The 24,539-nt window shown below is 61.1% G+C and carries 23 protein-coding genes; 9 read left to right on the forward strand and 14 right to left on the reverse strand.

Annotated features, from left to right (window positions below; translation table 11 throughout):
* Window positions 1-13: 13 nt before the first annotated feature.
* From ACZ5YV_RS13985 to ACZ5YV_RS14010, 6 genes are all read right to left on the reverse strand, one after another.
* The gene (locus ACZ5YV_RS13985; RefSeq protein WP_464789682.1) at window positions 14-733 is read right to left on the reverse strand and encodes an SDR family NAD(P)-dependent oxidoreductase; all 720 of its coding nucleotides are present in this window, start codon (window positions 731-733) and stop codon (window positions 14-16) included.
* 14 nt (window positions 734-747) lie between these two features.
* Window positions 748-2,877, reverse strand: a complete 2,130-nt coding sequence (locus tag ACZ5YV_RS13990) for an FAD-dependent oxidoreductase (RefSeq protein ID WP_464789683.1) — start codon at window positions 2,875-2,877, stop codon at window positions 748-750.
* A 93-nt stretch (window positions 2,878-2,970) separates the two neighbouring features.
* On the reverse strand, window positions 2,971-3,498 hold the full coding sequence (locus tag ACZ5YV_RS13995) for a nuclear transport factor 2 family protein (protein WP_464789684.1): 528 nt from the start codon (window positions 3,496-3,498) through the stop codon (window positions 2,971-2,973).
* Window positions 3,499-3,500: 2 nt separating this feature from the next.
* Window positions 3,501-4,274 (reverse strand): SDR family NAD(P)-dependent oxidoreductase, encoded by a 774-nt coding sequence (locus ACZ5YV_RS14000; protein ID WP_464789685.1) that lies wholly within the window; start codon window positions 4,272-4,274, stop codon window positions 3,501-3,503.
* 21 nt (window positions 4,275-4,295) lie between these two features.
* Entirely contained in the window at window positions 4,296-5,363 is a 1,068-nt protein-coding gene (locus tag ACZ5YV_RS14005) for a Rieske 2Fe-2S domain-containing protein (RefSeq protein WP_464789686.1), read from the reverse strand.
* Between the two features lie 71 nt (window positions 5,364-5,434).
* The gene (locus ACZ5YV_RS14010; RefSeq protein WP_464789687.1) at window positions 5,435-5,881 is read right to left on the reverse strand and encodes a nuclear transport factor 2 family protein; all 447 of its coding nucleotides are present in this window, start codon (window positions 5,879-5,881) and stop codon (window positions 5,435-5,437) included.
* 114 nt (window positions 5,882-5,995) lie between these two features.
* On the opposite strand from ACZ5YV_RS14010, the gene ACZ5YV_RS14015 reads away from it, so the two are divergent.
* Window positions 5,996-6,853, forward strand: coding sequence for an SDR family NAD(P)-dependent oxidoreductase (locus ACZ5YV_RS14015; RefSeq protein ID WP_464789688.1), 858 nt, complete (start codon window positions 5,996-5,998; stop codon window positions 6,851-6,853).
* Between the two features lie 6 nt (window positions 6,854-6,859).
* Here the strand turns inward: ACZ5YV_RS14015 and ACZ5YV_RS14020 are convergent, their stop codons facing one another.
* From ACZ5YV_RS14020 to ACZ5YV_RS14045, 6 genes are read right to left on the reverse strand one after another with little or no spacing between them, the layout of a single operon-like run.
* Window positions 6,860-8,536, reverse strand: a complete 1,677-nt coding sequence (locus ACZ5YV_RS14020; RefSeq protein WP_464789689.1) for an FAD-dependent oxidoreductase — start codon at window positions 8,534-8,536, stop codon at window positions 6,860-6,862.
* A complete protein-coding gene (locus ACZ5YV_RS14025; protein ID WP_464789690.1) occupies window positions 8,533-9,585 on the reverse strand; it encodes a zinc-dependent alcohol dehydrogenase in 1,053 nt (350 codons plus the stop codon). The genes ACZ5YV_RS14020 and ACZ5YV_RS14025 overlap by 4 nt, the downstream gene beginning before the upstream one ends.
* Window positions 9,586-9,599: 14 nt before the next feature.
* On the reverse strand, window positions 9,600-10,394 hold the full coding sequence (locus ACZ5YV_RS14030) for an SDR family NAD(P)-dependent oxidoreductase (protein WP_464789691.1): 795 nt from the start codon (window positions 10,392-10,394) through the stop codon (window positions 9,600-9,602).
* Between the two features lie 22 nt (window positions 10,395-10,416).
* Complete coding sequence (locus ACZ5YV_RS14035) at window positions 10,417-11,703, reverse strand: MFS transporter (protein WP_464789692.1); 1,287 nt, start codon at window positions 11,701-11,703, stop codon at window positions 10,417-10,419.
* Complete coding sequence (locus ACZ5YV_RS14040) at window positions 11,700-12,212, reverse strand: SRPBCC domain-containing protein (RefSeq protein ID WP_464789693.1); 513 nt, start codon at window positions 12,210-12,212, stop codon at window positions 11,700-11,702. The genes ACZ5YV_RS14035 and ACZ5YV_RS14040 overlap by 4 nt, the downstream gene beginning before the upstream one ends.
* Before the next feature lie 14 nt (window positions 12,213-12,226).
* The gene (locus ACZ5YV_RS14045; RefSeq protein ID WP_464789694.1) at window positions 12,227-12,997 is read right to left on the reverse strand and encodes an SDR family NAD(P)-dependent oxidoreductase; all 771 of its coding nucleotides are present in this window, start codon (window positions 12,995-12,997) and stop codon (window positions 12,227-12,229) included.
* Between the two features lie 206 nt (window positions 12,998-13,203).
* Between ACZ5YV_RS14045 and ACZ5YV_RS14050 the strand changes: the two genes are divergently transcribed.
* The 7 genes from ACZ5YV_RS14050 (at window position 13,204) to ACZ5YV_RS14080 (ending at window position 20,183) form a co-directional block, all read left to right on the forward strand.
* The gene (locus ACZ5YV_RS14050) at window positions 13,204-14,172 is read left to right on the forward strand and encodes an SDR family oxidoreductase (protein WP_464789695.1); all 969 of its coding nucleotides are present in this window, start codon (window positions 13,204-13,206) and stop codon (window positions 14,170-14,172) included.
* Window positions 14,173-14,219: 47 nt separating this feature from the next.
* Window positions 14,220-15,698 carry a flavin-containing monooxygenase gene (locus tag ACZ5YV_RS14055; RefSeq protein WP_464789696.1) on the forward strand — a complete coding sequence of 493 codons (1,479 nt, stop codon included), beginning with the start codon at window positions 14,220-14,222 and terminating at the stop codon, window positions 15,696-15,698.
* 110 nt (window positions 15,699-15,808) lie between these two features.
* Window positions 15,809-16,273: a nuclear transport factor 2 family protein gene (locus ACZ5YV_RS14060; RefSeq protein WP_464789697.1), complete on the forward strand. Its 465-nt coding sequence runs from the start codon at window positions 15,809-15,811 to the stop codon at window positions 16,271-16,273.
* Window positions 16,274-16,288: 15 nt separating this feature from the next.
* The gene (locus ACZ5YV_RS14065) at window positions 16,289-17,038 is read left to right on the forward strand and encodes an SDR family NAD(P)-dependent oxidoreductase (protein ID WP_464789698.1); all 750 of its coding nucleotides are present in this window, start codon (window positions 16,289-16,291) and stop codon (window positions 17,036-17,038) included.
* 44 nt (window positions 17,039-17,082) lie between these two features.
* Window positions 17,083-18,030, forward strand: coding sequence for a thiamine pyrophosphate-dependent dehydrogenase E1 component subunit alpha (locus ACZ5YV_RS14070; RefSeq protein WP_464789699.1), 948 nt, complete (start codon window positions 17,083-17,085; stop codon window positions 18,028-18,030).
* Window positions 18,020-19,003 carry an alpha-ketoacid dehydrogenase subunit beta gene (locus ACZ5YV_RS14075; RefSeq protein ID WP_464789700.1) on the forward strand — a complete coding sequence of 328 codons (984 nt, stop codon included), beginning with the start codon at window positions 18,020-18,022 and terminating at the stop codon, window positions 19,001-19,003. The genes ACZ5YV_RS14070 and ACZ5YV_RS14075 overlap by 11 nt, the downstream gene beginning before the upstream one ends.
* A 10-nt stretch (window positions 19,004-19,013) precedes the next feature.
* Window positions 19,014-20,183 carry a dihydrolipoamide acetyltransferase family protein gene (locus ACZ5YV_RS14080; protein WP_464789701.1) on the forward strand — a complete coding sequence of 390 codons (1,170 nt, stop codon included), beginning with the start codon at window positions 19,014-19,016 and terminating at the stop codon, window positions 20,181-20,183.
* 442 nt (window positions 20,184-20,625) lie between these two features.
* Here ACZ5YV_RS14080 and araD1 read toward each other — a convergent pair whose 3' ends face one another.
* Both araD1 and ACZ5YV_RS14090 read right to left on the reverse strand, forming a co-directional pair.
* Window positions 20,626-21,603 carry an AraD1 family protein gene (araD1, locus tag ACZ5YV_RS14085; protein ID WP_464789702.1) on the reverse strand — a complete coding sequence of 326 codons (978 nt, stop codon included), beginning with the start codon at window positions 21,601-21,603 and terminating at the stop codon, window positions 20,626-20,628.
* Window positions 21,600-23,168, reverse strand: coding sequence for an aldehyde dehydrogenase (NADP(+)) (locus tag ACZ5YV_RS14090; protein WP_464789917.1), 1,569 nt, complete (start codon window positions 23,166-23,168; stop codon window positions 21,600-21,602). Before ACZ5YV_RS14090 ends, araD1 begins: the two co-directional genes overlap by 4 nt.
* A gap of 447 nt (window positions 23,169-23,615) precedes the next feature.
* Here ACZ5YV_RS14090 and ACZ5YV_RS14095 point away from each other — a divergent pair, with 447 nt between their 5' ends.
* Window positions 23,616-24,506 (forward strand): LysR family transcriptional regulator, encoded by an 891-nt coding sequence (locus ACZ5YV_RS14095; RefSeq protein ID WP_464789703.1) that lies wholly within the window; start codon window positions 23,616-23,618, stop codon window positions 24,504-24,506.
* Window positions 24,507-24,539 lie beyond the last annotated feature (33 nt).

Genomic DNA, 24,539 nt, shown 5'->3' on the forward strand with positions numbered 1-24,539 from the left:
TCTTTGGCAAGCATCATGCCTCAGCGATCATATACCCGCCGCTCGCCACCAGACATTCCCCCGTCACAAACCGCGCTGCCGCGCTGGCCAGGAACAGGGTCGGCCCTGCTATGTCGTCTGGTGTTCCCCAGCGGCCAAGCGCCATCCGCTGCGCCGTGCCCGGACCGTAGACAGGATCATCGGCGTAGCGCGCCGTCATCGGCGTGCGGACCGGGCCAGGCGCCACGGCGTTGATCCGCACGCCCTTTGCCCCCCATCCTTGCGCGAGCGATTTGGTCAGTAGCAGAAGGCCAGCCTTGGCCGCGCTATATCCGGGGAATATGGAGTTGCCAAAGATCGCCATCATCGAGGCGATCGTCACGACCGCGCCGCCGCCGTCGTGCCGACTTTGCATCAGGAGCGGCAGGCAAGCGATCGTCAACGCATGGACGCCTTTCAGATTGGCGTCGATGGCTGCGTCGAAATCCTCCGGGACGGACGTACCGCCCGCATTGTTAATGAGGATGTCCAAGGCCCCCAAATCCGCTACCAAGGCGTCGATACTAAGCCGGTCGCCAAGACGAAGGGGGCAATAGGTGGCACCCGGCGGAATGTCTTCATAATCCGCCTCTGTCGGTCGTGTACCCGTGACGATAACATGTGCGCCCGCAGCGATGAAGGCAGCAGCGATGCCCGCGCCGATCCCGCTGGTCCCTCCGGTGACGAGCACGTGCCGTCCGGTAAAGTCGAACATCGCCATTCCTTTCTTCAAATATCAATCACGGCGTCGGCCGCATCCTGCATCGCACCTTCGATATAGCCTACACCATTGGCGTCGCCGATGCTGCGCACACTGAATCCGGCCGCTTTCAGTTGGTCGGCCAGGCGAGAGTCGCCTTGCGCGCCCTTGGCGACGATCACCTGGTCGGCAGCGACCGTTCTCACTTGTCCGAAGCTGTTGCGGTAGCTGACGTTCTTATCGCCAATCGCAATGTCCCCGGCGTTCGGCAGGAGCGTGACGCCCAGATGATGAAGTTCATCAAGCACCCGCCAGCGGCGCACGACCTGAAGACCCGCACCCATTTTGGCCGCTTCGTCGATCACGACGACCTTTCGGCCGCGCTTGGCAAGGAATTCGGCCAGTTCCAGCCCAACCAGTTCGCCGCCGATAATCGTCACGCGTTTGCCAAAGGGCATGAAATAGGTGCTGGCAGCGCGGATGAAACCGGGCCGTCCAGTCAGGCCGGTAGCACGACCTGCACGCATCATCAGCCGCGTCTTGATGTCGACCTTGCGCGCCAGCTTGCCCAGATCCTGTCCCAGCATCAGGCTGCGCATTTCGTCTCCGCTAAACACGTTCTCCCGATCCGCGCCGGGAATGGGGGGCAGCGCACGTCGCGCGCCGGTGGCGACCACGACTTCGTCGGGGGCCAGGGTATTGAGCAGTTCGGGCGTCGCCTTCGTGCTCAATTGCACGGTGATATTCGGCTCGCCTTTCACTTCCCGTTTCAGCCAATCGACAATGCCCTGGTTCGGGGTATAGGCGATCGATGCGAAGCGGGCGGTCCCGCCTAAAGAGTCTGTTGCCTCCAGCAGCGTGACCCAATGGCCTCGCTTTGCCAGCCGACGCGCGGCCTCCATTCCGGCCGGTCCACCGCCGATCACGACAATATGGCGAGCAGCGGCGGCAGGAACGAGCGCGCGCTCACGCTCAAAGCCGGTTTCGGGATTGACCGCGCATTTCACGGGACGACTGAAAAATATCTGGCTGATGCAGGTGTAGCAGTAGACGCAGGGGCGAATCTGATCGGCCTTCCCCGCGGCCAGCTTGGTCGGCAAATGAGGATCGGCCAACAGCTTGCGGCCCATCGTCACGAAATCCAGCTTCCCATCAGCGATGAAGCGGTCGGCATCTTCCGGCTCTATCCGGCCGGGACAGATGATCGGTATAGTCACATGTGCCTTGATCCGCGCTGCCGCCTCGACAAACCCGTTGGGCGTGTCGGTTGCATGTCCAGTCGAATAGGTAAGGCCCCGACCCGGATGGCCATCGGCCGATATGTGGATGGCGTCTGCTCCAGCCTCCTGCGCCAGCCGGGCGGTCGCGGCCGCGTCCTCCACTGTGATGCCGCCGTCGATCAGGAAATGCTGGCTGTCCAGGCGCGGCCATATCGGCATGTCGGGGCCGACGGCAGCGCGCACACCGCGAATGATATCGCACAGCAAGCGCGAACGGTTCTCGATCGAGCCGCCATAATCGTCATCGCGCTGGTTGATGAGTGGATTGAGGAAAGATGAGATCAGGTAACCGTGACCGGCATGAAGTTCGACCGCATCGACGCCTGCGCGCTGGGCGCGTTGCGCGGCGCTGGCGAACATCTGGACCAGTTGCTCGATATCCTGCGCGGTCATGACGCGGTAGTTGGGCGCACCCATGGCAGCAAATGGCGCGGTAAAGATGGCCAGTTCATCCTCCAGGAATCCCTCCATCATGTCGCCATCGCTCTTGCCGACTGCCGGGATCGAAGGCGTCCAGATCGGTCGTCCAGCCAGCATGTCGTTCATCGCGACCAGACCAGCGTGCTGAAGCTGCATCGCGAGTTTCGCGCCATGAGCGTGGACCGCGTCGGCCAGCGCCCGCACGCCCGGCACATGGCGCTCGTGCGAAATCGCCTCGTTGCGCCAGTTGCCGGAGCCTTCGGGATAGCCGATCGATACCGACCCCATGATGATCAGCGCCGCGCCGCCCTTTGCGCGTTCCTCATAATAAGCGCGGAGCCGTTCGCCGGTGATCCCGTCCTCGTCCGCAAGGTTGGACCCCATCGGCGTCATGAATATCCGATTGCGCAAGTCCATCGCGCCGATACGTCCCGGTGCGAGCAGATGGCTATAGGCCATGTGGCGATCCTCCTTCACCCTGCTCGGATGGCAGGTGCTAAACATCCTGATTGGTGGTTACGCATCAGGCGCGCATCGTCACTTTGGAAGGGATCAGCGCCGTTCCAGCATGGTTATGAGCCTGTCCTTCATCGGATCGACCCATTCCGCCTTAAGCGTGGGGCTGAGCAGACCGGCATCCTCCAGTTCATCGCACAGGCGCATCTGGTGGGCGATGTCGAACAGATCATATTGCGATGAAAATTTACCGCCGCCCCCATAGGCTATCAGCGATACGCCATGCGTCTCGTAAAACCTTCCGTCCGCTCGTCTGCCGGGGCCGCGATTGACCCAGTGACTGATGATCCGATCATCCGCGATCGCCCAGTCCAATATGGGGAAGGTCCAGCCTTCCCACCCTGAACCGACATCCATGTCGCGGCCATAATGGGTCCGTCTTATCGCCTCGCGCCCGTCCGCACGGACGGGCATCGCGCCACCATAGGGACAAATATAGACGCAGTCCTCATGGTAGAGTTCGTCGGCGATCCATGACCAGTCGTTACGCGCCTCCGCTTCGACAAAGGCGTCGCGCAGGCGGGTGATGGCGGCTTCGACCTCTTGCTGTGGATAGGATGCCATGCCTAGATGCCGTAGCCACCCGATACGTTGATCTGCTGCCCGGTAACATAGGCGGCGCGGTTGGATGCAAGGAACACCGCCGCATCACCGATCTCTTCCGGCTGGCCCCAGCGCTTGAGGGCCAAGCCCTTTTGCACTTCCGCCACCCATTCGGGACCGAACACGCCCTGTTCCGTCAGTTCCAGGAACATGCCGGCCTCGATCACGCCGACGAGCACGCTGTTCGCGCGGATGCCGTGCCGTCCCTCTTCCCGCGCAATGCCGCGGACGAGCGATTCATTGCTCGCCTTGGGCGCGACAGACAGACCGTCTTTCTCCGGCCAGCGCATCTGCCCCGCCGATCCCAGCGTGACGAACGATCCGCCGCCCTGTTCGCGAAAATGTGGCAAGGCAGCCTGCACGGCATTGAAGAAGCCAAGGACCTCTATGTCGATCGCGCGACGCCATTGTTCGTGGGTAGTATCGCCCAGCATGACCTGATCGACCAGTGGCCCGGCGCCCCAGACTACTGTGTGGATGCGTCCGTGCGCTGCGACCGCCGCTGCGAATGCCGCCTCGACCTGTTCACGATCGCGCACATCGGCACGATGCGTTGATGCCTTCTGCCCCTCGCTCTCTATCGCGCTGGCCAGCGTTGCGGCGGCATCGGCCTTCGAATGATAGCCGATCGCCACGTCCGTTCCGGCTTCTGCGAAACATTGCGCCACACTGCGACCGATCCCGCCGCTGCCGCCGAACACCAAAGCTGCCCCTGCGGGAAATTGTACCTTGCCCATCGTCATCCTCTCAATATTTTTTCAGGCCGCCGCGCTGCTGCCGCGCGTATCATATGTCGTGATCTTGCCGTCCACCCGGTCCTGAAATTCGCTGGCGCGGGCGCGCGGGTTGTAAAATTGTCGATACCAGATGCGCACCTTGCCAAACGGCCCGTCCGCCGGAATTTGGAGTGGGTTGAAACAGGGACGCTTGTTGGCCCAAATTTCAAAATCCTGCGCGAGCGCCAGCCGTCCCGCCTCGGCATAACCATATGCAATTGCGATGTCGTCCTGCGTTGGCGGCGTGTTGGCAGCTTTCGACATCAGTGCATGCCACACCATGACCACGCCATCCTCGACTGGCGTATGGCAGATCAGCATCAGCGAGGGATACGCCCCGGTCAGTCGCGCCTGAAGGATTGCAGGACCGGTATACCATGTGTCGGTTTCCAGCACTGCATCGCTGCTGACCAGCGTACGGTGGCCCGCGCCGAACGTCTGGTGAAGGATCGGCCCGTTAAAGGCGTTTTCGAAATAGGCGCAGTCGGTCGATCCGTGGACCGGAACCATGTGCGCGGCGTCCGCCATATTGTCGAGTATCTCCTGCGGATGGCAGGGGATGATGCCCAGATGATCGACCTGCCAGCGCACCCAGCTTGGATCGTCCCATTCCGCAAAGGGGGGCAATTCGATATCCGGCTCCTGGCCTTCTGGGTCGTGCCAGTACCAGATGATGCCCGCGCGCTCGATGATCCGGTGGGTCGGCAGGCAGGCAGCTTTGGGGACGAACTTTGAATAGGGGATGTCGTCGCACGCACCATCCGGGCCGAAACGCCATCCATGATAAGGGCAGCGGATCGATTCGCCCTCCACCTGCTGTCCATCGCGCACGACGTAAGAGGTCGTGTTCTTGGCCAGGTGCGCGCCAAGATGAGGACAATAGGCGTCGACCATGTGCGCCGTACCGCTTTCGCCGCGATACAGGACGAAGTCCCGGCCGAAATAGTGGATCGTGCTTGGGGTTGCCGAGACTTCGCTCCCTTCGGCGACCATGAACCAGCCGCGGGGGAATGTATATTCCCCCAACCCATAGTCCGCGGTTTGTGCCATCTTCGCTCTCCTATCCGACTTTTGACCGGCATTTGAGACCTTCGATCCGGCCGCCGATACCTCGAAATAGACTAGGCCGTGCGTGCGCCGCCCGTTTCGCTCCACCCGGCATTCTCACCGAGCACCTTCGACACGACCTGAGGGTTCACATATTCGCGCCAGCGCGTGATCCGGCCTTCGGCGAAATCAAGAATGCTGACATATCGGTTGGAATAGGGTTCGTCCGTCGGAATATAGCGGCTGTGCGAGCTATATTCGGCAATCAGCCGATCCTCGGCGGCCAGATCGTGGATGATTTCAATACGATAGGCGTAAGGATCAAAATCGCGCCAGCTCGCTTCCAACGCATCGCGAAACCAGTGCGCACCACGGTGTTCGAGTGGAAATCCCTCCATGACGGGAAAGGGCCATTCGAGCTGTATGTCGTCGGCAAGGCAGGATTCGAACGTATCGAAATCCTTGATGCCAAGCGCCGTCAGCATCCGAACGAACAAATCACGATTGGCGGTACTGGTCATCTATCCTCTCCTTTTGCCCGGCGCTAACCGATTTTCGGAAGTCGCGATTACTTGATTTGGGGGGAGGAACGGGACGCGGCGCAGGATAATGACGGGCGAGATAGGAGAGAGACAATGACCAGTAATAAAATCGTGGTCGTCACAGGCGCGAGCCGAGGCGCGGGCAAGGGGATCGCGATCGCACTGGGGGGCACGGGCGCTAAGGTCTATGTCACTGGTCGTTCGCTGAGCGACGAGGGGCTGCCGCTCCCCGGCACGATCGGCGCCACCGCGCGCGCCGTAGATGAAGCGGGCGGACAGGGTGTCGCGGTCGCACTCGATCATCGTGATGATGCGGCGGTGGAAGCCTTTTTTTCGCGCGTCGCGGACGAGGCGGGCCATATCGACATTCTTGTCCACAGCGCCACCGCGCTTTCTGACGATCTGGTGAAGCCGGGGCCTTTCTGGGAGAAGTCCGGCGATCTGGCCGATATTCTCGATGTCGGACTGCGTTCCGCTTATATCGCGACACGCGCGGCCGCTCCGTTGCTGCTAAAAGCGCGTGCCGGGCTGGTCGTCGCGATCTCGTCGCCGGGCGCGCATTGCTACATGCATGGTCCGGGCTATGGCGCGCAAAAGGCGGGCCTCGACAAGATGATGTTCGACATCGCGCACGACTTCCGCCCGTTCGGGGTCGCCACATTGTCGATCTGGCCGGGACCGATGCGAACCGAACGGCTGGAACTGGGGCGAAAAGAACGGCCCGAAGTCTATGGCCAGATGTATGACGCCGCCGAAACGCCCCAATTGCAAGGGCTGGTGATTGATGCGGTCGCGCGTGATCAGGACCGGATGGCGCTATCGGGCAAGGCCTTTTACACTGCGGATCTCGCCATGCGTTATGGCCTTGCCGATATCGATGGCCGCGAACCCGCCTCCTTCGCAGCGATGCTTGGCGAGCCACGTCCCTTCCATCCGGCGGTCATCGAATAGCGTTTCTCAATTGGCGCCCGTTGCATCGCGGGCGGCGATGTAGGCGAAGGTCATCGCCGGGCCGATCGTCGATCCCGCACCGGGATAGGATCGGCCCATCACCGAAGCAGCGCTGTTACCGACCGCATAGAGTCCCGCAACGGGCTGGCCCGCTGCATCGAGCACGCGCGCGCTGGCATCGGTGGCAAGGCCGCCGCTGGTGCCGATATCGCCCGCATTGATTGGCAGCGCGTAGAAAGGCGCTTTTTCGAGCGGCAGGAGATTGGGATTGGGCTTCACCTTCTGATCGCCATAATAGCGGTCATAGGGCTGCTGCCCACGGCCGAAATCCGGGTCCTGCCCAACCCGCGCATTTTCGTTGTAGCGGATAACGGTCGTTTCCAGCACGGTTGGATCCACACCGATCTTCCTTGCCAGTTCCGTAATGGTGTCCGCCTTGCGCATGAGTGCGCGGACAGCGGATGAATGCATCCAGTCCGGTATCATCGGCATCAACGGCCCCATCGGATAGCGCCAGCGGAACCGCGCATCGAGCAGAATCCAGGCCTGCCCCCCGCCTGCAGCGCGCATCGCTTCGCCAGCCTTGTGATAGGAGGCGGCTTCGTTGAGGAACCGCTTGCCGGAACTATCGACGATCATTGATCCAGGCAGGGAGCGTTCGAAGAAGAGCGGCCGAGCGCGATCTTCGCCCGGAACCTTGATCGTGGGCGCCCACCAAGCCGAATCCATCCGTGTCGTGACCGCGCCAACAGCCTCCGCCGTGCGGATCGCGTCGCCGGTATTACCGCTCTGGCTGCCCGACCAGTCGGGGTTGGGCGAGCCGGTGAGATAGCGTGCCCGCATTTGTGCATCACGTTCGAACCCACCGGCGGCCAGAATCACGCCCTTGCGCGCGCGGATACGCCGCTCGCCCGCGTCCGTTTGCACCACCGCGCCCTCGACGCGGCCATCGCGCTGGATCAGGGACAAGAGTGCATGGCGATAGCGAATATCTACCTTACGCGCGTCGAGCGACAATTTCAGCCGGGCGAGCAGCGCGTTGCCAGAGGTCAGAAAACGGCTACGCTTCGATCGCAGGCGCTGGCCGAAATCGGTATAATGGCGCCACAAGGCCTTCGTCAGCATCTTTTGCCAACCGGGCATCCGCGTGATCAGCGGCGCGGCCTCGGCGGCGGTCCAGCTTATCCGGCCGAACAACAGCCCGGCGGGATGCGTCGGCCGCAAGCGATCAAGATCATCGCCCAGCACGCGGCCATCGATCGGTTGTGGATCATGGCTGCGCCACCCCATTTTGCCACCTGGAAGCTCGGCGTGATAATCGGTGTAGGGGATCGAAGCGTAGCGCACCTGCGTCTCGCGTTCGAGGTAGGCCAGCATCGCCGGGGCATTGTGGACAAAGGCCGCGATCTGATCCGCGTCGACGTCATCACCCGCAAGCGCGGTGATGTAGCGCGCGGCTTCTTCGGGGCTATCGTCCGCGCCGGCGGCTTTGGCCAGGTGGCTCGCAGGGATCCAGATCACGCCGCCCGAAGTGGCGGACGTACCACCGAACTGATCGCTTTTTTCAACGATGGCCACCGTCGCATGGTTATCCGCAGCCACGATCGCAGCCGTCAGCGCACCGGCCCCTGATCCCACGATCAGGATATCGACTTCTTCATCAAATCCGTTCATCGCGCTCATGACTTCTCCATCGTCAGCATCACTTTCAGGGCTTCCGGCGCGCATTGCGCGGCAAATGCCGCTGCCGCCTGGCCGATCGGAAACTGATGGGAGACCAGCTCTCCTCGATCGACTCGTCCCTCGGCCATCATCGCCAGCGCCTCGACCAGTTCTTCCGGCGCATACCCGTTCGATCCCATGATCGTGGGCTGCTTCTGGATCACCGGACCGAAGTCGATTGTCATGCGATCCTCATAGCCGCCGAAACATACGATCCGCCCGCCATCCAGCGCGATCAACCTCAGCGCCGTTTCCAGTGGCGGTGGGCCAGGCATATGCTTGATGTATCCGGCGCAATCGAACACCACTCCGATCCGCGCCGAGATGCCGTTATAGCCCTCCTCAATCCCAGTGAGATCGGCAATCTGATCGAACACATCACCATCGCGCGCGTTGATCGCGGCGGTCGCGCCGACTGCCAGCGCCGCTTCAAGCCGCGCGGCATGCACATCCACCGCGATCAGTGAGCCGGTCTCTATTTCCCTGGCGCGAATCGCCTGGATGACGCCCAGCCCAATGATGCCAACGCCGAATATGACGACATTCTCTCGGTTTCGAATTGCCGCCTTGCGCACCATCTGGAGCGCATCTGCCATTGGCTCCGTGGTTGCCGCTTCAATGAAGCCAACCGCGTCCGGCACGCGCACAAGCTGGTATGGATTGGCCGGCACCGCGACAAAATCGGCCATGCCGCCACCCATGCCGGTAACGCCGACGACCCTGTCGCCGATCGACCAGCCCGTCACACCTTCGCCCAGGGCCGCGATGGTGCCCGCAAACTCATGGCCAGGGACATGATATCCTTCCGGCGTCGGACGGACGAGTTGATCGCGATAGGCGCCGTTACGGAACATGTGCAGGTCGGACCCGCAGATTCCGCAGGCCGCGACCGCTACTATGACCTCGCCAGCGGCAGGCGCAGGGATCGATGCATCGCGCCGTGCATCGACCGTGCCCGGCTCCACGAAATCGGCGGCGCGCATCACGCGTGGTTCGGCAGATGAATGCATAACAGTCCTGCTCCTCACCCTGGCATGAACTCGCCACCATTGATGTCGAGGCTCGCGCCTGTGACTACCGAACAATAATCCGACAGCAGCATGATGATCGGCCGTGCGCACTCGCGATCGGTCGGCATTCGGCGCAGCGCGATGTTCGCTTCCTGCGCTGCCTTTAGTTCCGCCACCGACTGGCCGCTTTCCTTCGCCATATGGTCGAACGCCTGCTCGACCGAATGACCCCACATCCACCCCATGAAGGTCGAATTGACCCGGATGTTCCACTGCCCGACTTCGGTCGCCATCTGCATCGTCGCCATCGCCATTGCGGCTTTGGACGTGGCATAGGCGGCCTGCTGCACCCACGGCTTGCGCGTCACCTGTGTGTTTACATTGACTATCGATCCGCCGCCCGTCTCGCGCATTTCCCGTATGACTGACTGGCAAAGGTCCAGTGTTCCGAACAGGTTGACGTCGAAGGTGCGTCGCCACTCGTCGAAATCAGCATCGACGACATCGGTGAAGGCGCCGGGAATATAGGCGCTGTTGATCAGGCCATCGATACGACCGAAACGCTCTTTGGTAGCGGCGACCAGCCGTGCGACATCCTCACGCCGGGAAATGTCGGTTGGAACTTTAAGTACCTCGACATCATGCCCCGCCTCTCGGATCAGCGCTTCGGCTGCGTCCAGCTTTGCAGAAGTGCGCGCGGCCATCACGACATGGCCGCCTTCGGCTGCCACCAGAGAGGACAGTTCCTGTCCCAGCCCCGGGCCAATGCCCGAAACGATCACTACCTTGTCCTTAAGAATCATGTTCATCTCCAGATGTCTTGAAACAATGTCAGTCAGCAGCGCGGCTCGCGCGACGCTCGACCAACAGGAAAATACACGCGGCCAGGCCGAAGCCGACGATTTGCAGCACGATCGGCGTCCAGTAACTGCCGGTGGCGTCGAACAGCGCGCTCGCCAGCGGTGAAATACCGAAGGTGAACGGGACGGTGAACAGTGTCACAAGACCCATTGCGCGGGCAAAATTACGGATGCCGAACAGCCGGGTCAGCAGCACGCCCTGCGCTGCCGCAATCCCGCCACCGCACGCACCCACTATAATCGCATCCAGCACCAGCAGGGAATAGCCGACCGGCTGGAGGAAGATGAACCAGACGATGCCCTGGACAAGGCAGTTGAGCGCCAGAGCCTGCCCCGGCCCGAGCCTGTCGGCAAGCCAACCGAACACAATCGCGCCCAATATGCCTGTACCGCCGGAAATGGCGAACAGGAAGGATGCTTCTTCCAGCGGCCAACCCTGTCCCATGACGAGTGGCACCAGATGAGCGGCTTTCAGGATGCCGCCCCCCACGGCGATGCCGATGGCGGCGGTGACGAACCAAGTCACCGGTCGGGACAGCATATCCCGCGCGGATAGCAATGACCGCGCCTCGGCCGGATTGTTGGCTTCGTCATGACCGAGCGGAATCTGGCCAACCTGTTCGGGCCGATCGATCACCAACGGCATGACGGGCAGGACGATGAGATGGGCAAGGCCAAGCCCGATGAGCACGGCATCAAGTCCGAACCGCTGGAGTGCCCATGAACTGATCATTGGCACGATCATCACGAACACCGGCATGGTGACGAAGCCCAGTGCACGGCCCTGTCCACGAATGAACCAGTTGCTTGCCAGGATGTTGGACGGCATCACGCCCAGCAACAAGACTCCGGGCGACACGAGCAGACCGAACAACGCAAGGAACATACCGATGCCCGTAGAGAACGGCAGCAGCACATAGCCGCTAGCGGCAAGCAATGCGCCGATCGTCATCATGCGGCGGATCGACATACGCATAAGGAGCATGCCGATCATCGGCGCACCGAGCGATAGGACCAGAATAGTCAGCGAAATGGCCAGCGTCGAAAGCGTTCTGGTCGTCGCGAAACGCTGCTCGATGGCAAGAACAAGCGTGCCGAACGACCCGAAAGTAAGCCCGACCGCCACATTCTGCGTCAACGCGGCGATCCACACCATGCGCCACCCCAGAAAGCGGGATGGCCTGTCCCCTGTCGGCAAGAAAGCTGCTTCACTATCAAATCGCTGCGGTTGCATCGCCTGACCCGTGCTCGCGGTCATTGTGAGCCAGCTTGCCGCTCGGCATGGAAAGCCTCGGCACGAGCCTTGAGTGCCCGCGCTGTATCGTCGAACGCCCGTTTCACCCACGGACCGCAAAAGCGCATCACATGAACGCCGCTTTCACCCAGAAACGCGTCGGTCGACCAATAACGGCAATTTCCTCCCTCAACAGGCTCGATCATCTGGTCGCGGCGTGCGGCATAGGGCCATGCCTCGTGCCACGGCGCCTCCCACGCCAGTCGCCGCTCTGGCTCAAACGCGCAGACATATTCGCAATTCACCAGCAGCGCGCCGGGATTGGGATAGTTGACGAGGCTCATATGGACCGGCGCGCCGATTTCGAGCGTGGATGCCGCCTTCACGCAAAAAGGGTTCCATTCCCCATAACGGTCCAGATCGACCAGAATCTCCCACACTATTCCGGCAGGTGCCTCGATCGTGACCTTGTCGGAACTCACGACATTGGCCGGATCAAAGCCGGTTTTCTGATCGAAGGCGGTGTCGAGCATGGTTGGTCCTTTGTTCAGTTGGCGTCTGGGGCGGTCGGAAAGGCGGACAGCAGCGCTGCGTCGACAAGCTGCGCCTGCCCATTGATTGCCGCCGATGCCGGTCCCATCAGGAACAGCGCGACTTCCGCCACCATCTGCGGCGTCAGCTCGCCACGATAGGTCGGCGGCGTGATGTTTTCCGGCGGCAGAAGCTCATCCTGCGGAGGTGCGCCCACCATTGGCGTCTGCACCGGGCCGGGACAAATTGCGTTGACCCGAAGGCCGCGCGCGGCAAATTCGCGCGCTGCGGCGCGGACCAGGCCGACGACGCCATGCTTGGCCGCAGTATACCCCACGGCATCGGAAAAGCCGAGCAACGCGGCTGCGGAGGCCGTTACCACCGCCGCGCCGCCGGGGCGCAGTCGCCGCTGCGCCTGTCGCAGACCCAGGAAAGGCCCGCGCAGATTGATCGCAATCATCCGGTCGAACTGGTCGACCGTGATCGTGTCGAAGGGACCATAGTCCTGCAACGCCCCAGCGTTGAGAAAAGCAATGTCCAACCCATCGAGCGCCGTTTCGGCTTCGTCGAAAAAGCGGGCAGTATCGGCTTCGCAGGACACATCGCCCGCGATGGCGACAGCATGGCCGCCGCGCTTCGTGATCAGATCAACAATGCGCTGCCCTTCGCCTGCCCGGATATCAACGATCACAACGCGGCAACCTTCCTCGGCAAGACGCATTGCCGCGGCGGCGCCGATTCCCGAACCGCCGCCCGTGATCAATGCGGACCTGTTTTTGAACATCATGAAACCGCCCGATCCTCATCCTATGCTGGTCGTATCGCCAGTTCTGTTCCGGCAACATGCTCCGTTGGAAAAGCCGGTGCCTCATCCAAACAGAGGAGGTCCCGCAAATCACCATCTAATCGATTTGGGGGTGGAGCGACGCCGTCTTTTGGATCAGCCAATGGAGATCGGATGCGCCGCACGACATCCGGCTAAGGAGAAGATGTTTGGAACAGCTACGCTATGACGGCCAGGTCGCCATCGTCACCGGTGCGGGGCGGGGTTTGGGCAGAAGCTATGCCCGGATACTGGCTGCGCGTGGCGCAAAGGTCATCGTCAACGATCTGGGCGGATCGACTACAGGTGGTGGAAAATCGTCGGACCTGGCCGAGGCCGTGGTCGGCGACATCATGGCGCTGGGCGGTGAGGCAATCGCCGATGCTGGCGACGTGACGGACCCCTCGACCGCGCAACGCCTTGTCGCGCTTGCACTCGATCGTTGGGGCCGTGTCGATATCGTCATCAACAACGCCGGCAGCATTGCGCCAGACGTGACACAATCCTTCGCTGAGATGGAGTTGGCGCAGTTCGACCATCAGATGCAGATCCACGCCTATGCCCCCTTCCATCTGGTGCACGCCGCATGGCCAGCGATGCTGCGTCAACGGTACGGGCGCATCGTCTGCACGCTGTCGGATTCGATGTTCGGGATGGGTGGAAGCGCCGGAATCGGCTACCCGGTGGCAAAGATGGCGATGATGGGGTTCGTACGGGCGTTGGCGATGGAGGGCGCGCCACACGGTATTAAGTGCAACGCGATCTCGCCAGCCGCCTTTACCCGACTGGTCGCCATGCATCTTCCCGACAGCGACATTCGCGACTGGATGGAAAAGGCCGCCACACCTGAACGCGTGGCGTCAGTGGTCGCCTGGCTGGTCCATCGCGATGCAACATGCACCGGCCAGTCGATTGCTGCATCCTCTGGCCGTTTCGCCAAAATCGTGACCGGCTTTTCAAAGGGTTATGCCGGTGGTGACCTGACCATCGAGGAGGTGCGCGACCACTTCGATGAAGCCGTTGCGACCGACCATATCGATCTCATCGAAAATACCGGCGATGCGATCGCGCTATACCTTAGTGCGCTCAAGGAACGACGGCTGTCCGAGTTGAACAGTCCGCCCGAATGGGTCGCCTGAACGCATGCCACAGAATCACCAAGACCACATCGAAAGCGCACCGACTCATGGCTAAACAGGAAATGGAAACCGGCCACCGCAGATTACGCTTTGCGATAATTGGCGCGGGTATGGCCGGACTGCTCGCCGGGATTCGGCTAGACCAGAAGGGTGATGCAGATTTCGTCATCTACGAAAAAGGCGACACCGTCGGCGGCACATGGCGGGAAAACCGTTATCCGGGCCTGACCTGCGACGTTCCCGCCCATGCCTATACCTATAGTTTCGCGCCCAATCCGGAATGGACGCAGTTTTTCTCCCCCGGTCCGGAGATTCAGCATTATTTCGAACGGATCGCGGACGATTATCGGCTCCGCGACCGCATCCGCTTCAATTCGGAAGTGACGGACTGCCGCTACGTCGATGGCCGCTGGCATATCGAGACATCCGATGGCTGCAAAGACATCGTCGATGTCATCATCGCCGCGACCGGCGTGTTGCATCACCCCAATATCCCGGCCATTCCGGGCCTGAAGGACTTCGGGGGCGACAGCTTTCACAGCGCACGCTGGGACGACAGCGTAGCGCTCGACGGCCGACGCATCGGCGTGATTGGCAATGGTTCGACCGGCGTCCAGATCGTCTCGGCCCTGTCGACCCGCGCCAGCACGCTTGTCCATTTCCAGCGGTCGCCACAATGGATCATGCCGGTCCAGAACTTCATCTATTCGGAAACCGATCGGCACGCCTTTCGTTCGGATGTGTCCAGGATCGACGCGATCCGCTTCGGCGATGAATATTGGGCCGGGATCCGGCGGTTCAACAAGGCGATCATTGAGGTGGATTCGCCCGAAATGGCGGAAATAGAAGGCGTGGTCCTCCGTAATCTTGAGGAAAATATTCAGGATCCGGCACTGCGCGAAAAACTCCGGCCCGATTATCGCGCTGCCTGCAAGCGGCTGATCTATTCGCCCGACTATTATGAGGCGGTGCAACGTCCCGGTGTAATCGTCGAGACGGAAGCAATCGAACGGGTCGAGGTCACAGGCGTCCGCATGAAAGATGGCACGCTGCACGAACTGGACGTGTTGGTATTGGCAACAGGCTTCAAGACCGACCGTTTCGTGCGCCCCATTAAGGTAATCGGACGAGGCGGTAATAACCTCGATGATGCCTGGGCGCTGCGCCCCACCGCTTATTACGCAATCACCGTGCCCGATTTCCCCAACCTGTTCCTGCTCAACGGCCCCACCGCACCAGTGGGCAATTTCTCGCTGATCGACATCGCTGAGCGGCAATGGGACTATATCGACCAACTCCTCGATCTTTTGCGAGACGGAACCTGTTCCGCGATCGCTGCAAAGCCCGAAGCCATGGCTGATTATGAGGAGCGCCGTATCGCGGCCGCGAAACTGACCATATTCGGCTCTGGATGCACCAGCTGGTATCTCGACGCGCAGGGCGTGCCCCAGACATGGCCATGGAGCTACGACCATTTCGCCCAATCGATGGCTGCGCCACGGATGGAGGATTTCGAATTGGCGTAATCGCTCGCGCAGCCCGCCAGTTTGGGCGACCTACCCCAAATGAAGGTGGATGATCGCCAGAGCCACCAGTAATCTCGATGACGCGGCAAAAGACCGCAAAAGGAATTAAAATGACCGGCGAGGACTATTTCGAGATACAGAATCTCATTTTCACCTACCCCACGCTGCTCGACGGGGGCGATTTCGACGCGGTCGGGCGCCTTTTTGAACATGCTGTCGTTTACAGCGCGGGGATGCTGATGGCCGACCGCGATCCTGCCGCGATGGCGGCCTCGTTCCGCGACTGGGTCATCACCTATTCGGACGGCACGCCACGGACGCGCCATTTCATAAGCAATGTCATCATTCGGCCGAAGGACGAGAGTACAGCCGTCGTCTCATCCTATGTCATGGTCTTCCAGCAAACCGACACGCTGCCGCTCCAGCCCGTCATTGGCGGAGATTATCGCGACACCGTGGCAAAGGTCGATGGCCAGTGGCGCTTCGTCGAACGCCATATGGGCAATGATCTCATCGGCACGCTGACCGATCATGGACGCGATCTGCGCGCGATAAAGCCCACGCGAGCGAACTGAACAGGAGCGGATCTCATGCGATATAAAGACAAGGTCGTCATCGTAACCGGTGCCGCATCGGGCATCGGCCGTGCCACCGCCCGGCGGATGGCATCAGAAGGCGCGATACTTGTGCTTGGTGATCTCAACGAAGCGGGTGCAAAGGCCGTGGCTGACACGCTCGATACCCTGACCACGCCGGTGGTGATTGGGTTCGATGCTGGCGATCCCGTTTCCTGCCGCGCGTTCATCGCTGACGCAGCAAAGGCGGCGGGCCGCATTGACATGCTGTGCAACATCGCGGGCATCATGGACTGGGCGCCGCTCGCCCGTTTCGACGACAGCCGCTGGGAGCGGATGGTACGCGTCAATCTGAGCAGCGTATTTTACCTCTGCCAGGCGGCGATGCCGCACCTGATCGCCGCGAAGGGCAATATCGTCAACATCAGTTCGGCGGCTGGCCTCGTCGGCATCGCCTACACCACGGCCTACTGCGCCACCAAGCATGGCGTGATCGGCGTCACCAAGTCGTTGGCAGTCGAATTCGCAAGCACTGGCGTTCGCGTCAATGCCATCTGTCCGACCGGCGTGAAAACGGCGATGACCGGGGAACTCGTCTGGCCAGATGATGTCGATGTCAGCCTGCTGATGCGCAATGCATCGAAGATGGGCGACATGATCGACGCCGAAGAAGTCGCCGCTGCGATCGCCTTTCTGGGATCGGACGACGCGCGGAGCGTCAGCGGTATCGCCATGCCCGTCGATGGGGCGCAGACGGCGGGATAACGCACGCGCGTCTTGCCGCAAACAGTCAAATGGGAAGAGGGCCAATGTCGGAGCCAAATTCAGAACTCGTCGAGACGATGTTCTCGCGCATGGCGGTATCGCGCGCGATCGAACGGTTAATGCTGCGCCACACGCGGGACCATAAATTCTCCGGCTGGTGGCATCCGGGCGAAGGACAGGAGGCTGCGCCCATCGGCGCGTCCGCCGCTCTCGCGACATCGGATTATCTTTGGTATCAGGGACGCGGCGCTGCCTGGGCGATTGGCAAGGGGATGGCGCCCGGTCCCATCCTTGGCGACCTGCTCGGCAAGACGTCGGGCGCGACACGCGGCAAAGGTGGCGGTGTTCCTCACTGGGCCGACTATTCCATCGGCATAATGGGCGAAGGCGCGACGCTGGGCAGCGTCTATCCCTTGGCTGGCGGGTCAGCTCTGGCGTCCAAGATCCGAAAGGACGGTCGGGTGTCGCTGGCAAATTTCGGCGACGGCACGTCCGCTAGGGGCACGTTTCACGAAACCATGGTCCACGCTGCGGCATGGAAATTGCCGCTGATCTATTTCTGCGAGAATAATGGCCTGTTGGTCGGTACGCGTCTGGGATCGGTCAACCCGACGACGGACATCGCCGACTACGCGGCGGGCTATCATATTCCGGGCGTTATAGTCGATGGTCAGGATGCCATCGCCGTCTATGCAGCAACCCGTGAGGCGGTCGATCGCGCACGCCGGGGCGACGGGCCGACGCTGATCGAAGCAAAGGTCACGCGCCGTCGCGGGCATTATGCTGGCGATCCGCAAAATTATCGCAGCGACAGCGAATTTGACGACTATCGCGATCCGCTGGATGTTCTGGCCGCGCGGCTTTCGGGAAATGCCGCTGCACGGCTGATCGAGGAGGCGGAAGCCATCGTGGATGCAGCCTATCGGGAGGCAAAGGCCGCACCTGACCCCGACATGTCGGTTATCGAACGGGATCTTTATTATGTCGACTGAAACGATGGGCTATAATGCGGCGATGGGCCTTGCCCTGGTTGAGGAAATGCGCGCCGACGACAGCATATTCGTACTGGGGCAAGGTGTCGCCACGGGCGGATGGTTCGGCACGGAAAAGGGACTGATTGACGAGTTCGGCGTCGACCGCGTTGTGGATAGCAATATTTCCGAAGCGTTCGAGGCGGGCCTCGCCACCGGGGCGGCGATTGCGGGGATGAAGCCCGTCATCAATATGGGCTTTGGCGACTTCGCACTGATTGCTGGCGATGAAATTTATCATAAGCTGGCCAAATGGCGCTATATGCACGGCCTGAATGTGCCGATGACTGCCGTCATCATTTTCCCGATCGGAGCAATGGGCGGCGCGGGACCGGAACATTCAAGCTGTACCGAAGTCTTGGGGATGCATTTCCCGGGATTGAAGGTGGTCGTTCCCTCGACGCCGGAAGATGCAAAGGGGCTTATGAAAGCGGCGCTGCGCGAACCCAACCCCGTATTGTTTCACAGTGTCCAGAGTCTGGGGTGGAGCAAGGGATCTGTCCCGCTCGACCCTGAATTCATCGTTCCGATCGGCAAGGCCGCGATCCGCCGCCCAGGCAACAGCATGACGCTGATAACCTATGGTTCGATGGTATCTCGCTCACTTGCTGCGGCCGATCAGCTCGCTGCCGACGGCATCGATGTCGAGGTGATCGATCTTCGCAGCCTCGTGCCACTGGACTGGGACTGCCTGCTCGGATCGGTGCGCAAGACGCATCGTGCAATGGTCGTCCATGAAGCGGCCAAGACCGCTGGCCCCGGCGCGGAAATCGCGGCGCAGATACAGGAAACCGCATTTTTCGATCTGGAAGCACCAATCCTGCGCCTTGGCGCGAAGGATTTTCCGTTGCCGCAGCACAGTGATCTGGAAGCCCTTTCGATCCCGTCCATCGATGCCATCGCACAGATGGCACGGGATCTGATGAGCCTTTGAGGAAATGCCAATGTCCATTCTACACACCCTCAACATTCCGCAAATGGGCTCTGTAGAGAATGCCAAGATCCTTCAATGGCGAATTTCGGAAGGCGACCGTTTCAAAGAAGGCGACATCCTCTACGAGGTGGAGACGGACAAGACCGCAACGGAAGTCGAAGCGGTCGAGGCCGGGATACTCGCCCGACAGATCGGTCGGGCAGACGACGAGATGAAGATTGGCGACAAGGTTGGCCTCTGGGTTCCGCCCGGCACGTCACCGACTGCGATCGCGGAGGCGCTGGCGGCAATTGATGAGGCTGGCCCGGCCACAGTTGCGGAACACGCCATTGCGCCCTCGACCGCAACGGCCGACCCGACTGACATGAAAGGCATTGCCGGGCGGATAAGTCCGCTGGTTCGCAAACTTGCAAAGGATCATGGCGTTGACCTGTCGGCCGTGACAGGAACCGGACCCGGCGGCAAAGTCACGCAGGGCGACGTTCTTGCCGCAGGCGGTGGCGATCGGCCCACGCTCGCGCCCCACTCGATGCGGCGCAAGGCCATTGCCCAAACGCTGACGAAAGCGGCGGCAGTGCCTTCGTTGACGGCGGATATGGAAATCGATCTTTCGGCGTTGTTCGCAAGGCGCGCCGCCCTGAAAGAGGCGGGGCAACCCACGCCCTCCATTCTGGGCTATATCGCCCATGTCACTGCGACAGCCATCCTCAAACATCCAAAGTTAAATGCGACTTGGGGCGAGCAGGGACTGTCGCTTTGGCTAACGGTCAATCTGGGGATCGCGGTCGATGCGGAAGACGGCCTGATAGTGCCGGTGATCCGTAACGCGGAACAGCAAGACCCAATGGCACTCACTCAGGCAATCGCCGCATTGGCGCAAAGCGTCCGAGCCGGATCGGTCAGGCAGACGGATCTGGAAGGTGGAACGTTTACGATCTCCAATCCCGGCTCTATCGGACCTGTCATGCGCGCCGAAGCCTTGCTGAATGTTCCGCAAGTTGCGCTGCTGGGCGTGGGCGGCATCGTTCACTCGCCTCGCGCAGCGATGGTAGACGGTGAATGGATCGTGACAGTGAAGCCGATGGTCTGTTTTTCACTGACCTTCGACCATCGCGCGATCGACGGAGGCCCCGTCATCGCTTTCCTCAATGCACTGAAAGCCGGGATCGAGGCGCTGTGAGGTCCAACAAGGCAATAGGCAGTCCTTCCGTCCAGCCATGTGCAGGAACACATGTTGATGGAAAATGATCTCGGCGAAGCGCAAATCATCGCTGCCCAGCGAGATGGATGATCCGCCTCGTGATCCAACACCATGCGCACCGCCCGCTGGCGCACCTCAGGTGCAAACTTGTTCGTCGTCCCGCTCATATCGGCTCCACTTACTTAGAAGTTGGAGCCGCCGACAAACCCGCAGCGGTTCAGAGACCACGACGGCAGGCAGAAGCTGCCATCTTCCAGTACATCAATTGCTTCCAGCGTTGCACGCATTTTTCCAGTTGCTCGACAGACTGCCTCTGTCGTGCAGACGCTCCCGTGTAAAATCTGTCCCATAGTGCATCCTTCCATCGCTGTATCAATGATGCACCATCAAAGGCCGGGACTGAACACTTAGAGAGTGCGGATCATAGAACCCTCACTTTGGCCAGTCCTTCGTCGGCTGCCGCCACCAGAGGATTGCGAAGCGGCATGGTGAAGGCGTCTGCCTCTATTTCGAATATATCGCCCGCCCGCGTTGCCACCTGATCGGTGAAAGAGAGGGTCGCCGTGCCGAAGAAATGCACATGCACGTCGCCCGGACGCCGGAACAAGTCATATTTGAAATGATGATGCTCAAGATTTGCGATGCTGTGGGACATGTTCGTCTCACCAGAAAAAAATCTACTTTCCCACAATATCTCACCATCGCGGATAATCCTGCTGGCGCCGCGAACATCGGCGGGCAGGTCGCCCAGCAGCAATTCCGCCCCGAGCGACGCCTGACGCAGCTTGGAATGGGCGAGCCAGAGATAATTGACCCGTTCGGTAACATGGTCCGAAAACTCATTGCCGATTGAGAAGCCCAGACGAACCGGCGTTCCATCCGGCGCGTTGAGGTAGATGCCGGCGATTTCCGGTTCCTCGCCCCCATCTCCCGCGAAGGCAGGTTTACGGAAAGGCGCGCCCGGTGGTACCAGGATCGATCCGTCACCCTTGTAGAACCATTCGGGCTGCACCCCCTCAATCCCGGCGGCTGGCTTTCCACCCTCTTCGCCCATCAGGAACATGCGCATGGAGTCGGTGGCCTGACCGGCGGCGGCGGCCTTGTGCATCTTGTCGCGGCCTTCGGCGGAGCCCAGATGCGTGAGGCCGGTGCCGCTGACCAGCAGGTGCGCGGGATCTTCATGATCGATCGGCGGCAGCAAGGTAACAGCGGCCAAATCGATCGAGGCCCCTGCCCGTCCCTCGGCAAGAGCGGCAAGCGTGGTAGACGACGCCAGCGCATCGCCAGCCAGCATCCGTATGGACGCCGTATCACGCACGATCAGGGCTGATCCGCTCCCGTCCAGAGCCGCTACGCCACGTCGGCCATCCTGTTCATATTGAACGAGGGATCGGATCATTGGGCAATCTCCATCTTGCCATCAAGGCGGCGCGGCAAGCGCCAGGGGTTACCGTCCTGCAATGGCGGCGGGATCAGCTTTGCGCCGATATCCTGAAAACAGACCGGCCGCAGAAAGCGCGACATAGCGAGGGTGCCGACCGACGTGGACCGTCCGTCCGTGGTGGCGGGGAACGGACCGCCATGAACCATCGCCCAGGTCACTTCGACACCCGTTGGCCAGCCGTTCGCCAGGACCCTGCCCGCCTTTCGCGCAAGAAGCGGGAGTATGGCGGCCGCGTCGGCAGCATCGGAATCCTCCATGTGGATCGTTGCGGTCAACTGCCCCTCCAGTCCAGAGATGACCTGCGTCAGCGCATCGACATCCTTGCAACGGATCACCACGGACGACGCACCGAACACCTCTTCGGCAAGGACCGGGTCTCGGGCGATTTGCTCAGCGTGACTTTCGAACAACGCCGCACCGGCGCGCCCTTCGACAGCTTGGCCGCGTGCGATCAACCTGGCGCCCGGCATGGTCTCCAGTTTGGCCACGCCATTGGTGAATGCGGCTCGAATGGCGGGCGTCAGCATCACCTGCGGCGACGCCTCACTGATGGCCGAAGTGGCCGAAGCGAGGAAGCGGTCGAGGTCCGGTCCGTCGATCGCGATGACCAGTCCTGGATTGGTGCAAAATTGTCCCGCCCCCTGCGTCAGAGAGCCCACAAATGCCGTCCCAAGCGTCTCGGCGCGGGTTTTGAGAGCGCCCGGCATCAATATGACGGGATTGACCGCGCTCATTTCAGCATAGACGGGGATAGGTTCAGGACGCCGGGCCGCTATCTCGGCGAGCGCCAGTCCGCCTGCCCGCGATCCTGTAAAGCCGACAGCGCGGATGCGAGGATCGGCCACAAGGACAGCGCCAAGCGCATTGCCAGTGCCGGGCAGATAGGAAAAAACGCCCGGATGAAGACCGCAGTCCGTCACAGCTTGGGTCACGGCGCGAGCGATGAGCTCTCCGGTTCCGGGGTGACCCGGATGCCCCTTGGCCACCACCGGACATCCCGCCGCGAGCGCCGACGCGGTATCGCCGCCAGCCACCGAAAAAGCGAGCGGGAAATTGGACGCGCCGAACACTGCTACCGGGCCGAGCGGCATATTCATGCGGCGAAGGTCGGGACGCGGCGGGGCGCGATCCGGCAAGGCGCGATCGATCGTCACGTCCAGCCAGTAGCCGGCCCGCAATTCAGAGGCGAACAGCCGGAGCTGCCCGGTTGTGCGCCCGCGCTCACCTTCCAGACGCATGCGGGGCAAGCCCGTTTCCGCCATAGCTGTTTCGATAAGCAAATCGCCGATCGCATCGATCCGCTCGGCCACGGCTTCGAGAAAGCGCGCTCTCGCGTCGGGCGTCAGCCCGGCGAAGGACGGCGCCGCATCAGCCGCCAGGGCGCATGCGTCCGCGATGTCCTCTGGCGAGGCTTGTGAATAGCTTTGGGCAAGAGGCAGATCCGTTGCCGGATCGATACCCTTGAACCGCTCTTTCTGCTGGCGTGCGTCGCCGCCCACCAGAACGCTGCCGTCGATCACTTGTGCATTCTCCATCACTGATTGTCGCGGGGGCAGACCCGGGGTCTGAGAGGCCGGATAGGAATAAACCGCCCTTGCCGAGCCCACGCTCTGCCAAGGCGGGACCGACGCCGTTAGTGATCGTATATACTCATACTAATTAAATATCAACGAGGAGACGGGCTTGGCCGATCCATTGAATTGAATGTCCCGCAACTCACGCCAAGTGGGCTGCGCGGCCTTTTGTAGAACAGCTTCTTCTTATCGCGCTTGGCTCACCCAATGAGCGAGAGGGCAGGACCAAGAGCGGCAGCCAGCATCAGATAAGACGACAGAATAGCCAGCGGGGCAACGAAGATTGAATGGGTCATTAAACTTCCTTTCATTTTCTGGGACCTCAATCTACCGCTTTGCTCATTAGGTGATAATCCGCTATAAAGTTGATGGGTCATGTAGCTGGGCAACATAATGGATCGCAGCCTTCTCGACGCCATCGAGGCTTTTGTTCGGGTGGCGGAGCGCCGCAGCTTTCGTGCTGCCGCTAATGAATTGCATCTTTCCCCTTCGGCCCTCAGCCAGAAGATCAAGACGCTTGAAGCCAAGGCGGGGGTTGCACTGCTCATGCGGACAACCCGCAGCGTTGGACTAACGCAGGCGGGAGAGATATTGTTCACGCGAGCCGCGCCTGCTTTCGCCGATCTCGCCAGCGCTTATGATGAAGCCCGGAACCTCAGCACGCCATCGGGCTTGCTCCGCGTGCATATGCCGCGCGGCATGATCCCCCTGCTCATCGAACCCATAATGAAAGGGTTCTGCGAAGCCTATCCTCAGATCGACTTGGACATCTGGGCCGAAGATCGTCCGACCGACTTGGTCGAAGGCGGATTTGACGCTGGCGTTCGATTGGGTGAACTGCTCGACCCTGACGTGATCGCACTGCGAGTGACGCCCTCCATTCGCTTCACGGTCGTGGGTGCGCCGGAATATTTTACCCAGCACGAACGGCCCAGCAGTCCAACCGACCTGCGCCGCCATAACTGCATCCGGATGCGGAGCGGGCCTGAAGGAATTGCCAACTGGCACTTTTTGGATAACGGGCGGGCAACGGATGTGGCCGTCGCCGGTCGATTGATCGTGAACGACTTCGGTTTGGGAATTTCAGCAGCACTGCAGGGATTGGGCCTGCTGTACATCCCGCAAAGCATGGTGGATGATCACATTGCTGGCAGCAAATTGATCACGGTCCTGGACGATTACGGGATAACTTCGTCAGGGGTGTTCCTATATTACCCCAGCCGGACGCAGGCACTGCCAAAATTGAGGGTCTTCATCGACTATATTCTTGGCAATGCGCGTTAGAGCATGATCCGATCACATTGAACCGGATCATGC

This window comes from Sphingobium sp. TomTYG46, from assembly GCF_055396345.1.

What these genes read in the sequence shown, in the direction of transcription:
- ACZ5YV_RS13985 (WP_464789682.1), bottom strand. Translation starts at nt 733, where the DNA reads ATGTTCGACTTTACCGGACGGCACGTGCTCGTCACCGGAGGGACCAGC.
- ACZ5YV_RS13990 (WP_464789683.1), bottom strand. Translation starts at nt 2,877, where the DNA reads ATGGCCTATAGCCATCTGCTCGCACCGGGACGTATCGGCGCGATGGAC.
- ACZ5YV_RS13995 (WP_464789684.1), bottom strand. Translation starts at nt 3,498, where the DNA reads ATGGCATCCTATCCACAGCAAGAGGTCGAAGCCGCCATCACCCGCCTG.
- ACZ5YV_RS14000 (WP_464789685.1), bottom strand. Translation starts at nt 4,274, where the DNA reads ATGGGCAAGGTACAATTTCCCGCAGGGGCAGCTTTGGTGTTCGGCGGC.
- ACZ5YV_RS14005 (WP_464789686.1), bottom strand. Translation starts at nt 5,363, where the DNA reads ATGGCACAAACCGCGGACTATGGGTTGGGGGAATATACATTCCCCCGC.
- ACZ5YV_RS14010 (WP_464789687.1), bottom strand. Translation starts at nt 5,881, where the DNA reads ATGACCAGTACCGCCAATCGTGATTTGTTCGTTCGGATGCTGACGGCG.
- ACZ5YV_RS14015 (WP_464789688.1), top strand. Translation starts at nt 5,996, where the DNA reads ATGACCAGTAATAAAATCGTGGTCGTCACAGGCGCGAGCCGAGGCGCG.
- ACZ5YV_RS14020 (WP_464789689.1), bottom strand. Translation starts at nt 8,536, where the DNA reads ATGAGCGCGATGAACGGATTTGATGAAGAAGTCGATATCCTGATCGTG.
- ACZ5YV_RS14025 (WP_464789690.1), bottom strand. Translation starts at nt 9,585, where the DNA reads ATGCATTCATCTGCCGAACCACGCGTGATGCGCGCCGCCGATTTCGTG.
- ACZ5YV_RS14030 (WP_464789691.1), bottom strand. Translation starts at nt 10,394, where the DNA reads ATGAACATGATTCTTAAGGACAAGGTAGTGATCGTTTCGGGCATTGGC.
- ACZ5YV_RS14035 (WP_464789692.1), bottom strand. Translation starts at nt 11,703, where the DNA reads ATGACCGCGAGCACGGGTCAGGCGATGCAACCGCAGCGATTTGATAGT.
- ACZ5YV_RS14040 (WP_464789693.1), bottom strand. Translation starts at nt 12,212, where the DNA reads ATGCTCGACACCGCCTTCGATCAGAAAACCGGCTTTGATCCGGCCAAT.
- ACZ5YV_RS14045 (WP_464789694.1), bottom strand. Translation starts at nt 12,997, where the DNA reads ATGATGTTCAAAAACAGGTCCGCATTGATCACGGGCGGCGGTTCGGGA.
- ACZ5YV_RS14055 (WP_464789696.1), top strand. Translation starts at nt 14,220, where the DNA reads ATGGCTAAACAGGAAATGGAAACCGGCCACCGCAGATTACGCTTTGCG.
- ACZ5YV_RS14060 (WP_464789697.1), top strand. Translation starts at nt 15,809, where the DNA reads ATGACCGGCGAGGACTATTTCGAGATACAGAATCTCATTTTCACCTAC.
- ACZ5YV_RS14065 (WP_464789698.1), top strand. Translation starts at nt 16,289, where the DNA reads ATGCGATATAAAGACAAGGTCGTCATCGTAACCGGTGCCGCATCGGGC.
- ACZ5YV_RS14070 (WP_464789699.1), top strand. Translation starts at nt 17,083, where the DNA reads ATGTCGGAGCCAAATTCAGAACTCGTCGAGACGATGTTCTCGCGCATG.
- ACZ5YV_RS14075 (WP_464789700.1), top strand. Translation starts at nt 18,020, where the DNA reads ATGTCGACTGAAACGATGGGCTATAATGCGGCGATGGGCCTTGCCCTG.
- ACZ5YV_RS14080 (WP_464789701.1), top strand. Translation starts at nt 19,014, where the DNA reads ATGTCCATTCTACACACCCTCAACATTCCGCAAATGGGCTCTGTAGAG.
- araD1 (WP_464789702.1), bottom strand. Translation starts at nt 21,603, where the DNA reads ATGATCCGATCCCTCGTTCAATATGAACAGGATGGCCGACGTGGCGTA.
- ACZ5YV_RS14095 (WP_464789703.1), top strand. Translation starts at nt 23,616, where the DNA reads ATGGATCGCAGCCTTCTCGACGCCATCGAGGCTTTTGTTCGGGTGGCG.